The sequence below is a fragment of the Bartonella senegalensis OS02 genome (genome assembly GCF_000312545.1).
In the GTDB taxonomy this organism is placed as follows: domain Bacteria; phylum Pseudomonadota; class Alphaproteobacteria; order Rhizobiales; family Rhizobiaceae; genus Bartonella; species Bartonella senegalensis.
Genome location: NZ_HE997540.1, coordinates 400,931 through 413,490, shown reverse-complemented (window position 1 = coordinate 413,490; position 12,560 = coordinate 400,931). Strand labels below are relative to the sequence as shown.

Genomic DNA, 12,560 nt, shown 5'->3' with positions numbered 1-12,560 from the left:
TGTGAACATATCATAGATTTTAGGTCCTAATATGCATTATCGTAAAAAGGTAAGTTTAGAACCAATAAAAAAGCTTTTTTCTCTTTCATTAATTATGAAAAACATCTTTCCATCAAGAAATGAGATGGTTTTGAGAAAGAACGGATTAAATTGTGAAAAGACGTTTTGGTTTAAATTGGCTTTTTTCAAGAGCGCCTATAGCAAGAAGTTGGTTTTTGTACAGGACACAAACTTCATCTTCATCAAGAGTTAGATCGTGATGACATAGGAGCACAGAATTGCCTTTCATAACTTTTTGTGCTTGAGCTTGGCTAAGAGTATAATGGGAGAGACATTTCAGTGCAGCACTCGTTTCAATTAAGAGTTCGTCAAGTTTTATGAAATTTCTTTCAAAAGGAGCATTCTTTTCATTTGTTGTATTTTTATCGAGTGCGACCGTTTTGAGTTCATCCCATGTGATGAGATCATCTTCACAAAAAGGTGCGACTGCAATACGTCTTAAATCAGCAATATGCGCATAACAACCGAGAGCACGTCCTATATCGCGTGCTAAGGAGCGCACATAGGTTCCTTTTCCACAAGTGACTTCAAAGAGAGAATGCTCTTTGGTTTTCATTTCTATTAATTTGAAAGTTTCTATTTCCACTTGACGTGGTGGAATTTCAACGTTTTTACCTTCACGTGCTAAATCATAGGCCCGATTACCGGCAATTTTAATTGCCGAAAATTGTGGCGGTGTTTGCAAAATAACACCTGTATATTGAGGAAGAAGCGCAAGTATCTCTTCTCGTGTTGGACGTTTGAGAGATGTGTGCGTTATTTCACCTTCTAGATCATCTGTTGAGCGTTCCTCACCCCAAGCGATTTGAAAACGGTAAGTTTTTGTGCCTTGCATGATGTAGGGAACAGTTTTTGTTGCTTCACCCAATGCAATTGGTAGAAGACCAGAAGCGAGAGGATCAAGTGTTCCTGCATGTCCTGCTTTTTGAGCATGAAAGAGCTGTTTGATTTTTGAGACAGCTTCCGTTGACTTCATGCCTTTTGGTTTATCAAATATGACCCATCCAGAAACAGAACGACCTTTTTTTTTGCGTTGCCGTACCATGTTTTTAGTCCTCAAATTCATCACTATGGTGAAGATCCCGTGCGACTTCAGGAGAGCGCAGCAGAGCATTTATTTTTGAAAAATTATCAAAACTGTTATCAAGTCGAAAACGCAGTTCAGGCATGTATCTCATTTGTCGCAACGAACGACTTATTTCTCCACGGATAAAACGGCTATGTTTATTAAGGGCATTCACAACATCATCACGAGAAGCGTTATGAACAGTACTGAGTGGAGAAACAAAGCAGATAGCAATTTTCAAATCTGGCGACATGCGCACTTCAACGACAGAAATCACCATATTTTTCAAGAGATCATCAAGTAAAATACCTTGTTGCAGTACGTGAGCTACCGCATGGCGCACTTGTTCTCCTACTCTGAGTTGCCGTTGTGATGGCTCTGCATTTTTCATCGAAGTTTTACCTCGTTAAAATTCCTCTTTCTTTGACTCACTAAAGCATAAGAAAGAATAGAGGCACTCCATGTAAACCGGATAACTTTTCTCATTTTACAAAGAGTAAAGCCATTGGATTATTTTATAATGTGCGATTAATATGTTCGATGCGGAAGGTTTCAATGATGTCTCCAGCGCGTATGTCTTCATAGTTTTCGAATGCTATTCCACATTCTTGACCACTTTGTACTTCATTGACTTCATCCTTAAAGCGTTTGAGAGTTTTAAGTTTTCCTTCGTGAATAACAATATTATCGCGGATAAGGCGAACACCCGCTCCCCGTTCTATTTTACCTTCAGTGACAAGGCATCCAGCAACTTTACCGATTTTTGTAATATTAAAGACTTCCAGAATTTCAGCATTTCCAAGGAAAGTCTCACGCTGTTCTGGTGACAGTAATCCTGACATAGCAGCTTTGATATCATCAACAAGATCGTAGATGATGTTATAATAACGAATTTCGATTCCCTGTGTTTTAGCGAAGTCACGTGCTTGTTTATTAGCTCGAACATTAAAACCAATCACAGCCGAATGAGAAGCTTCAGCAAGAGAAATATCACTTTCCGTGATCCCTCCAGCACCAGAATGCATAATGCGTGCACGCACTTCTTCATTTCCTAGTTTTTCTAATGCTGAAGCAATTGCTTCAATTGACCCTTGCACATCCCCTTTAATAATAAGGGGAAATTCTTTAACGCCCGTGGTTTGTAATTTACTCATCATCTGTTCAAGAGAACCCCGAGAACCAGTTTGGCGGGCAACAGCTTTATCACGCGCTAATCGTTGACGGTATTCAGCAATTTCGCGTGCTTTTGCTTCATGAGTAACAACAGCAAAACGGTCTCCAGCTTGTGGGGTTCCTTGCATACCTAAAATTTCGATGGGTGTAGAGGGAACGGCTTCTTTGACATGACGACCATGGTCGTCAATCAAAGCACGTACACGCCCCCATTCATTGCCAGCAACAATAATATCAGAAGGATGCAATGTTCCTTTTTGAACAAGCACTGTTGCAACAGATCCACGTCCTCGATCCAGTTTGGCTTCAATGACAACGCCCTCAGCGGTCCGTTGAGGATCAGCTTTCAAATCAAGAATTTCAGCTTGAAGAAGAATAGCTTCGAGAAGTTTATCAAGATTTTGGCCAGTTTTAGCGGAAACTTCGACCTCCAAAGTCTCTCCGCCCATTGTTTCAACAAACACTTCGTGTTGCAAAAGCTCTGTACGCACTTTTTGTGCATTCGCAGCTGGTTTATCAATTTTGTTAATAGCAACAATAATGGGGACACCAGCAGCTTTCGCATGATTGATTGATTCAATTGTTTGCGGCATGACACTATCATCAGCAGCAACAACCAGAACGGCAATATCCGTAACACGAGCTCCACGAGCACGCATAGCTGTGAAAGCGGCATGTCCAGGTGTATCAATAAAGGTAATTTTTTGCTCGTTTTGCTCCACTTGGTAAGCACCAATATGCTGTGTAATTCCCCCTGCTTCACCTGAAACAACATTCGCTTTTCGGATAGCATCAAGAAGAGAAGTTTTTCCGTGATCAACATGGCCCATAATTGTTACAACAGGTGGACGTGGCTGCATTTTTTGAGGATTATCAGTGATATTAAAGATACCTTCTTCCACGTCAGATTCTAAAACACGTTTAACAGTGTGGCCGAATTCAACGGCGATGAGCTCGGCAACATCTGCATCAATCACATCACCAGGTTTCATCATTTGTCCTTGTTTCATCAGAAACTTAATCACATCAACGGAGCGTTCAGTCATACGTTGTGCGAGTTCTTGAATGGTAATGGTTTCAGGAAGAACAACCTCACGAGAAATTTTTTCTTTTGGTTCTTGATTTTGGGCACGTTTAAATTTTTCTTGTCTGCGGCGCATTGCAGCCATGGAGCGCCCACGTGCACTTCCTTCTTCATCCAATGCACTATTAAGGGTAAGTTTTCCACGACGTCTTTCATCAGCCCCTTTTACAACTTTGGGTGCACGCACTTCTGACTTAGCAAGGTTAGTACGTCGGCTATGTCTATCATCTTCTTTGGTTTCATCTGCTTTGCGTTTTTCAATCACAGCTGTATTTTTAGGCACGACAGGGATATCTATCGGTTCTATTTGGGGTTGAGGAGTGGGAAGAGATGGAGCTTGTGTTTGTATCGTAGGTTCTTCCTCTTGAGGTATTTCATCTATTTCTGGTTCTTGAATAGCTTGCTGCAAACTTTCTTCACGCTCTTTGGCACGTTTTGCTTCTTCTTCAGCCTTTTCACGTATTATTCTTTCTTGAATATGTGCTTCCTCTAACGCGCGAAGTCTTGCTTCTATTTCAGCTGATGAGAGATTACTTTTGGTTACAGGTTCACTCGGTTTAGCATCTTCGAATTGTGGTTTAGAACGTTGGGTTGCCACATGTGGTTTCGTAATTGGTTGTGTTGTTTCAGCTTTTTCATCAGTTCGGGCAATTTTACGCCGCTTGGTTTCGACGACGACAGCCTTTGTACGGCCATGGCTAAAATTTTGTTTGACCGTGCTTGTTTCCAAGACAGACCTCTTTAAGGTCAGTGTCTTCTTGACTGTCATTTTGTCGTTATTCTTTTCACTCATTGTACTTCCTTCACGACTTTTGCCGTCATCTCACCAGGCTTGCTGTTTTTGTCATCACGATAAGCGATCAGTTTGTGTATCGTTTTAAGAAATCCTTCTGCAACCTTCATGTTCAATAAGGCGGCATGCATTACAGGATGAGCTCCAAAAGCCACACGCATTTCATCACTTGTAAATAAAGAGATAGTTTGTATGTTCTGATTTGTTTTTTGCTGTATTGTGTGGATGGCTTGTAAAATTTTCAGTTTCCCATTTTCTGTAGCTTCTTTGGCATGAAGGACGAAAATAACTTTACCAGAGCGAATAGCTGTATCAACTTTGGTTGCTCCCATAACAACGGCGCCTGCTTTTCGCGCTATAGAAAGACTTCCAAGGGCAGCTTTGAGTAAAAGCATATCCACAATATCTGCAAGATTTGAAGCGACCTCAACATCTGTTTTAAAACTTTTGTTAAAAGCTTTTTGTTTAATTGCTTCTTCAATGGCAGAGCGACGGGAAGAGACCCAGACACCACGTCCAGGTAAATTTGATTTAAGATCAGGAACAATTTGATTATTGGGACCAATAACAAAACGGATTAGCGCTTTTGCTGAAGCATTTTCTCTTGTCACAATACAGGTTCGTTCATTCATTTAAAGTGTATCCACATTTAAATTATCTATTTTTCGTTTTCTGCAAAATTTTCATTTTCTGCAGGATTTTCTGTAATAAGGTCAGCTTGGCTTATCCAGCCTGCTTGCACACGTGCAGCTAAAACCATAGCTTCGGCATCAGCCCGTGTAATATCAAATGGGGTCAGGATACCAGAAAAATTCTGTATTTGACCTTCTTTACGTTCTCTCCAGCCAGCCAAATCGTCGACTGCATAGCCTGCGAAATCTTCCATAGTTTTGACACCATCTTTACCAATAGCAACCAGCATAGCACTTGTCATTCCAGGAAGCATTCGCAATTCATCACAGACACCGAGCTCTTTACGCTTTTCATCAAGTTCTTTTTCTTTACGCTCTAGATACTCCCGTGCACGACTTTGGATTTCAACAGCAGTTTCCTGATCAAAACCATCAATAGAAGCGATTTCTTCAAGAGCAATATAAGCGATTTCCTCAATGGAAGAAAAGCCTTCTGATGCCATAACCTGTCCGATCATTTCGTCAACATCTAAACATTGCATAAACAACTTGCTGCGTTCGGTAAATTCTTTTTGACGGTTTTCAGATTCTTCTTGCTCCGTTAAGATATCAATATTCCATCCTGTCAGTTGTGAGGCTAAACGAACATTTTGTCCACGCCGACCAATGGCAAGGCTGAGCTGCTCATCAGGGACAATAACTTCAATACGTTCTGCTTCTTCATCAAGGACGACTTTAGAAACTTCAGCGGGTTGCAGTGCATTGACGATAAATGTTGCAGCATCAGGTGACCAAGGAATAATATCAATTTTTTCGCCTTGTAATTCTGCCACAACAGCCTGTACACGACTTCCTCGCATTCCAACACATGCTCCAACCGGATCAATTGAACCATCGCGTGAGACAACCGCAATTTTAGCACGTGAACCTGGATCGCGAGCAACGGATTTAATTTCTATAATACCATCATAAATTTCTGGCACTTCCATGGTAAAAAGTTTTACCATAAATTGTGGGTGTGTACGTGAAAGGAAAATTTGTGGACCGCGTGGTTCGCGATGGACATCATGAACAAAAGCACGAATACGATCTCCATAGCGGAAGGATTCACGCGGAATTAACTCATCACGGCGCACAATAGCTTCACCGCGTCCCAGGTCAACGATAACATTGCCATATTCGACACGTTTTACTGTTCCGGAAATAATTTCACCAATTTTATTTTTGAATTCTTCGTATTGTTGTTCACGCTCTGCATCGCGTACTTTTTGTACAATAACTTGTTTAGCAGATTGTGCGGCAATACGTCCAAAATCCATGGGGGGCAAAAGATCGGCAAAAAAATCACCAACTTTAGCATCGGCTTGACGTTTGAGAGCATCAGATAAAGTAATTTCATTCGTATAGTCTTCGATGACATCAACAATTTTAAGGAGACGCTGTAATTTAATCTCACCTGTTTTTGAATTGATCTCAGCACGGATATTGGTTTCTTGACCATAACGAGAACGCGCCGCTTTCTGAATAGCATCGGCCATCGCAGAAATGACAATTTCACGGTCAATCGACTTTTCACGTGCAACAGCATCTGCGATTTGCAGAATCTCAAGCCTGTTAGCGCTTGTAGCCATCGATTTTCTCCTTCTTTGTACTACACGATGGGCATTGATCCCAGTGATATTAATTCTTGTAATTTCTTTCCTGTTTTAAGATGTTCTGATTATTTTCCGAAATGAATTGTTGGCTTAAATCTTTGTTTTTTTTCAATGCATCGCGAATAAGTTCATCTGTAAGCACCAAATGTGCATCGATGATGTCATCAAAAGCAATAGAAATGGATAAGGATTCTCCATAAGCAACTTTATCGGTGTTTAAAGTAAATCCATCTTGCGTAATATTTGTAAGTGTTCCACGAAATTTTCGACGCCCATCAAGTGTTATTTTGGTTTCAATTTTCGCAATATAACCTTGCCAATAAAAGAAATCAGATTTTCTTACCAGTGGACGATCAATTCCAGGAGATGAAATTTCTAAATGATATTTGCGTTCAATAACATTTTCTACATCAAGAAGGGGTGAGACAGTTCGACTAACAGTCTCACAATCCTCTACGGTCATGGAGCCATCAGCGCGTTCTACCATAATCTGAAGCGTTAAACCATTGAGCCCAAGAAGCTTTACACGAACCAAACGAAAACCTAAAGGCTTAAGCAATGGTATGATAAGAGCAGCGACATGCGCTTCAACGCCATTTTCCTCAAACAAACGCGGTTCATCAAGATTGCTTATTTCTTCGGTTTTGCTCATACACTTTATCCAAATCAAGCTCCATTGATTTTATGACATAAAAAAAAGCGGGTCCAACCGGCCCACTCTTCATCATAAGACCAAGAATTTATTTATTGATACTCTTAAATTAAAAACTTTTCAAGTTGTTTATAAAAAAGTGTTTTATCATTTATTTCTTGATAAAGGTAAGATAGGTAGGTGTTCGTCCTTCCCGTAAAGCTTTTGTTTCATAACGAGTACCAGACCATAGCGGATAAGGTGTTTTCCAATCCTGAGAACTGTCTGCTTCCCATTCAAAACTATGATGTTGTAAACAATGGTAGAGGGTCCAGTTTACATAACTGTCTATATCGCTGGCAAAGCGAAATTTCTTACCTGTTTTAAGAATGCGAGCAAAACGATTGAGGTTTTTCATGTTGATAAAGCGTCGTTTCCAATGCTTTTTTTTAGGCCATGGATCAGGATAGAAGAGGTCTATTCCATCAAGTGATGCATTTGGAAGCCAATCAAGAAGGCATGTGGCATCATCATTATAAAGGCGAAGTTGATTTTGATGCTGTTGATGTTGTTCAAGAGACATCAACATTTTTGCCATGCCATTGATGAAGGGCTCGATACCAATAAAACCGGTTTGTGGAAAATGTTTCATTTCATGGAGCAAATGTTCGCCTCCACCAAAGCCAATTTCAAGCCGAACCTCTTCTACTTCTCTAGAAAATAAGGATGTTAAGTTTAGAGGTGCAGAATTATTTAAACTAATATTAAGAGTCGGGAAAAGCTCTTTTATACGCACAAGCTGACTCTCTCGTAGCCGTTTTCCTTTTCGGCGACCAAAAAAGGCTTTACCTGTACGTATATGATGATCAATCATGGTATTTTAATCATTGTTTGAAGTGTTTTAATCAGATCGGTTTTTTCCCATGAAAATGAACCATCACGCTTTGGTTTGCGTCCAAAATGACCATAAGTAGCTGTTTTTGTATAAATTGGTTTGTTGAGATCTAAATGTTTCCGGATGCCTGTCGGTGAAAGATCCATTATTTTCCGGATTGCTGCTTCGATAATATTTTCATCGACTTTTCCTGTTCCATGGAGATTAAGATAAATAGATAAGGGTTGTGAAACGCCAATTGCATAGGAGAGTTGAATAGTGCACCGTTCTGCTAAATCAGCTGCAACAATATTTTTAGCCAGATAGCGAGCAGCATAAGCTGCAGAACGATCAACTTTTGTTGTATCTTTACCTGAAAAAGCTCCTCCACCATGGGGAGCAGCACCTCCATAAGTATCAACGATAATCTTACGCCCTGTCAGTCCAGCATCACTTTGGGGGCCACCGATAACAAACTTTCCTGTTGGGTTAATATACCAACTGCACTGATCAGAAATAGCAATATCATGCAAAGCTTTACGAATATAAGGCTCAACCACTGTGCGAACTTTATGGGAATCCCAACTTTCATCTAAATGCTGTGTAGAAAGAACAATGGACGTCACTTCTATAGGCTTTCCATTCTTATACCGTATTGTAATTTGACTTTTGGCATCTGGCCCTAATTTTCCAGTTTCTCCTTCTCCTTTATGGCGCGCTTCGGCAAGAAGTTTGAGAATTTTATGGGCATAATAAATGGGTGCGGGCATGAGATCTGGTGTTTCACGGCAAGCATATCCGAACATGATGCCTTGATCGCCTGCTCCTTCTTCGCCATTCCGATCCGTAGCATTATCAACTCCCCGTGCAATGTCAGTGGATTGTGGGCGCAAAAGAACATCAATTTTAACGGTTTTCCAGTGGAAGCCTACTTGTTCATAACCAATTGCGCGAATAGCACGACGTGCTATCGCACGAAACCGCGCAGGATTAATGCATGGTAAACCATTTTCATCATAAATAAACTTTTTATTTTTATCTCTTTTTAAGAGTGTATCAGGAACACGTACCTCACCAGCAATAACAACACGGTTGACACTGACGAGAGTTTCGCAAGCGACACGTACTAGCCATGGATCCGTATTAGTTTTTTGCGCTTCTTTATAGATCATATCAACGATTTCATCGGAAATACGATCACAAATTTTGTCAGGATGTCCCTCCGATACTGATTCACTTGTAAAAAGATAATCTTGATGCGGCATAGGAACTCCTTAAAAAGAAAATCAACACTCTATATTAAAGTTATCCTTATTTGCCAATCCCATGACAAATCGTCAATGCTGATTAATAAGGTAAGTGAGAGGGATATGATTTTTATTTTATAGCTTATTTGTAAGATCTTCTTCTTCAGAAAGTGCTTTTGCTAAATCAATGATTTTCCGACGTACTTTAGCATCGGATATATTCGTGAAAGCACGCATGAGTTGGATGCCTTCACTGCTAGAACAAAAGTCCATAAAATTGTTATCGCTTTCAGCAAAACCTTCTACCTGTTGTGTAGTAACGCCTTTATCAAAAAAGTAAGAAACAGGCACATCCATAATTTCCGCAATCGCTTGAAGACGGCTTGCACCAATACGATTGGTCCCTTTTTCATATTTCTGGATTTGTTGGAAAGTGATGCCCAGTTTTTCACCCAATTTTTCTTGGGTGAGTCCTAAAATATTACGACGTAAACGAATACGGGTTCCGACATAGACATCTATAGGATCGGGTTTTTTTCTAGTCTCAGTCATAATGCAACTCTTTAAATTTCCAGCACTTTACTTCCAAATCAACACCAGATTTATGTGAGGTTGATTTATCATACAATAGAACAATATGTAATAGTTTTTCCCAACTTTCATGGTACACATGACACAGTACCGCAACATGGGCATTCGATCATTCAAGCTGTTTTGTAGAACCAAAACCGAGCCTGCACAATAGCATAAGAATAAATAAGATGAAAGTAGAGAATATTCTGTATTCATTGCTTCCTATGGGGGTAATCGGTGATGGAATAGGTGAATCAATAATGCCAACGGCATTTTGTTGGAGAGCTACAACGATTCGTCCATAAGAATCAATGACAGCTGATATTCCATTATTGGCTGCTCGTATAAGAGGGATTCCCAGTTCAACTGCACGAAGCTGCGCTTGTTGAAGATGTTGGTATGGTCCTGGTGTTACGCCAAACCATGCATCATTTGTAACATTAATGATTGCTTGAGGAGGAGAGCCTTTAAAATCCATTTCATTAGGAAATATTGCTTCATAACAAATCAGCGGAAGGTAAGAAAATCCATTCGGCATCGTAACAGTTTTGCGTACATCTGCAGCACTATATCCACCAATAGTATCAGCAAGGGCATGCAATCCTATTTTTTTGAATAAATTCTGATAGGGCAGATATTCGCCAAAAGGAACCAGATGAAGTTTATCAGAAGTGTTTAAAATATTTCCTGTAGAATTAATGACGGCAATTGTATTAAAATATTGTGTTTTTGCAGTGAGAGGATCGTTACGAGCACGTATAGCACCAATAATAGCCCATTGTTTAGGCTTGAGAAAAGAGGCAATACGCATTGTAAGAGGAGAGTTTTCATAAAGAATGTAAGGAATGGATGCTTCGGGCCAGATAATAAAGTTGGGTTCAGGAGTCTGTTTCAAGGGGGATGTGGTGCTTAGATTCATGTGAGCTGCAAAGATGGCGTCTCGCTCAATATTGCTCAATTTTATGTTTTGTTCTATAGAGGGCTGTACAATGCGTACCCAATAACTACTTTTTTGATAATCAGTTATGTTCGGGGCGGTACTGAAACGGTAAAATCCAAAACCACAGTGGGTTAATATCAACGCTAAGCAAACAGAAAGGGCGGTTTTCTTTTTTTCATCTGTTAATAAAACAGCAGGTAAACTGTAGGCAAAAACGGCAAGAATATTCATTCCATAAAGTCCGAAGATTGCATCGGATTGCATAAGCATAGGGGTTGGCATAGCTGTGTAACCAAGGGCATTCCACGGAAAGCCTGTAAACAAGATAGAACGCAACCATTCTGCTAGTCCGAGTGCAAAAGCCAAAACAAAAAAGCGTGCTATTCCTTTTGTCCATAAGAAACCGACAATAAAACCAGCGAAAAACCAATAAAGAGAAAGGTAGAGAGGAGGGCAGAAAATAGCAAATGGTACAGCCCATCCAAAAGCAATGGGATCTGTCAACAAAGCATTGCATAGCCACCAAAATCCACAAATAAAATAACCAAAACCAAAAGTTCCACAGCTTAAAGCATAGGTGAGAAGGCGTTTTTTATTATTTTGAAGAGTGCTGATTTTATCAAGTAAAACAATGAAGATGGGAAAAGTTAAAAAACAGAGAGGTGTTAAATAAAAGGGTGGAAGTGCAAAAGATGTCAATGCACCACATAAAAACAATACCCCTTTTTGTTTCCAACTCGTAAGGGAAAATAAAAACACCTTGACACTGTTTAAAAACACGAAGCTACTTTTCGGAGATGACATTTTGTTTAAAATTTTCATTCTCCGGAATACGAAAAATACGCAAGCGTTTAATTCGGCGTTTATCAGCTTCCAGAATACGGAATCGATAACCTGGAACTGCCTCGACAACTTCACCTTTTGCGGGAATGCGGTCAAGAATAGAGACAATCAAACCACCAATGGTATCGACTTCGTCACCATATTCTCCTACGATGAAATCAGGACCAAGAGCTTTTTCTACATCTTCTAGTTCGGTTCTCGCGTCAACAAGCCATTTATTATTGTGTTCACGCACGATAGCATTTTCAACATGATCATGTTCATCTTCGATATCACCAACGACCAATTCGACAATATCTTCCATAGAAACTAAACCATCTGTCCCACCATGTTCATCAATGACCAAAGCCATTTGTGTCCTTGTGGTTTGCATCCGTGTGAGTAATGTGCTTGCAAGCATAGAGCTAGGAACGAAGAGAACTGTTCGAATAAGATTGAGTTCGCCGATAGGGGTATGCAAATCCGTATGGTTTAATTGCAGTGAATCGGATGTTTGTTCTGTTTGAGCTGATTTGCTAATAAAGTGCGTTATGTAATTAAGAATATCGCGGATATGAATCATTCCCCGTGGATCATCTAAGGTTTCAGCATAAACAGGTATGCGAGAATGTCCAATTTTTGCAAAACATTTGAGGGCTTCTCCAAGAGAGGTATTTATGTCCAATGCCTCGATTTCAGAGCGTGGAATCATAACATCATCAACGCGTGCTTCACGCAAGCATAAAATATTATGCAGCATAGTACGTTCTTCAGGTGAGAAGAGTGTTGTATCCTTTTCATTGTCAGCAGTGAGTGCAACAGTAAGATCATTGCGCAGTGATGTAGAATTGCGGCCACGTAAGAACGAAAACAAATGATTCATCAGAGAGTATTTTTCTGTATGATTCGCTTGTTGAGGGGGATGTTCTTCAATAGGAGAAGAGGTTTGATTGTTATTTTGTGCATTCACTTTGTTTGCCATGGTTTTGAGATCTTTTAAACTTTTTTCT

Annotated in this window: 10 protein-coding genes and 1 pseudogene; all 11 read right to left on the bottom strand. The window is 40.0% G+C overall.

The features are described from left to right. Nucleotides 1–145: 145 nt before the first annotated feature. The 11 genes and pseudogenes from truB to BN200_RS01680 all read right to left on the bottom strand — a co-directional run bounded on the left by truB (nucleotide 146) and on the right by BN200_RS01680 (nucleotide 12,532). Nucleotides 146–1,105, bottom strand: coding sequence for a tRNA pseudouridine(55) synthase TruB (gene truB / locus BN200_RS01730; RefSeq protein WP_034988573.1), 960 nt, complete (start codon nucleotides 1,103–1,105; stop codon nucleotides 146–148). A gap of 4 nt (nucleotides 1,106–1,109) precedes the next feature. Continuing rightward, on the bottom strand, nucleotides 1,110–1,517 hold the full coding sequence (gene rbfA / locus BN200_RS01725) for a 30S ribosome-binding factor RbfA (RefSeq protein ID WP_019220686.1): 408 nt from the start codon (nucleotides 1,515–1,517) through the stop codon (nucleotides 1,110–1,112). 124 nt (nucleotides 1,518–1,641) lie between these two features. Beyond that, on the bottom strand, nucleotides 1,642–4,176 hold the full coding sequence (infB, locus tag BN200_RS01720) for a translation initiation factor IF-2 (RefSeq protein WP_019220685.1): 2,535 nt from the start codon (nucleotides 4,174–4,176) through the stop codon (nucleotides 1,642–1,644). Beyond that, entirely contained in the window at nucleotides 4,173–4,808 is a 636-nt protein-coding gene (locus BN200_RS01715; protein ID WP_019220684.1) for an RNA-binding protein, read from the bottom strand. Before BN200_RS01715 ends, infB begins: the two co-directional genes overlap by 4 nt. Continuing rightward, a pseudogene (gene nusA, locus BN200_RS01710) lies at nucleotides 4,809–6,439 on the bottom strand (transcription termination factor NusA). Between the two features lie 49 nt (nucleotides 6,440–6,488). Beyond that, nucleotides 6,489–7,115 carry a ribosome maturation factor RimP gene (gene rimP, locus BN200_RS01705; RefSeq protein ID WP_019220682.1) on the bottom strand — a complete coding sequence of 209 codons (627 nt, stop codon included), beginning with the start codon at nucleotides 7,113–7,115 and terminating at the stop codon, nucleotides 6,489–6,491. 151 nt (nucleotides 7,116–7,266) lie between these two features. Further along, nucleotides 7,267–7,968, bottom strand: a complete 702-nt coding sequence (locus tag BN200_RS01700; RefSeq protein ID WP_019220681.1) for a tRNA (guanine(46)-N(7))-methyltransferase TrmB — start codon at nucleotides 7,966–7,968, stop codon at nucleotides 7,267–7,269. Beyond that, nucleotides 7,965–9,233 carry a methionine adenosyltransferase gene (metK, locus tag BN200_RS01695; protein WP_019220680.1) on the bottom strand — a complete coding sequence of 423 codons (1,269 nt, stop codon included), beginning with the start codon at nucleotides 9,231–9,233 and terminating at the stop codon, nucleotides 7,965–7,967. Before metK ends, BN200_RS01700 begins: the two co-directional genes overlap by 4 nt. 117 nt (nucleotides 9,234–9,350) lie before the next feature. Beyond that, nucleotides 9,351–9,767 (bottom strand): helix-turn-helix domain-containing protein, encoded by a 417-nt coding sequence (locus tag BN200_RS01690; protein WP_019220679.1) that lies wholly within the window; start codon nucleotides 9,765–9,767, stop codon nucleotides 9,351–9,353. A 148-nt stretch (nucleotides 9,768–9,915) separates the two neighbouring features. After that, entirely contained in the window at nucleotides 9,916–11,550 is a 1,635-nt protein-coding gene (gene lnt, locus BN200_RS01685) for an apolipoprotein N-acyltransferase (RefSeq protein ID WP_019220678.1), read from the bottom strand. Beyond that, entirely contained in the window at nucleotides 11,513–12,532 is a 1,020-nt protein-coding gene (locus BN200_RS01680) for a hemolysin family protein (RefSeq protein ID WP_019220677.1), read from the bottom strand. The genes lnt and BN200_RS01680 overlap by 38 nt, the downstream gene beginning before the upstream one ends. Between the last annotated feature and the right edge of the window lie 28 nt (nucleotides 12,533–12,560).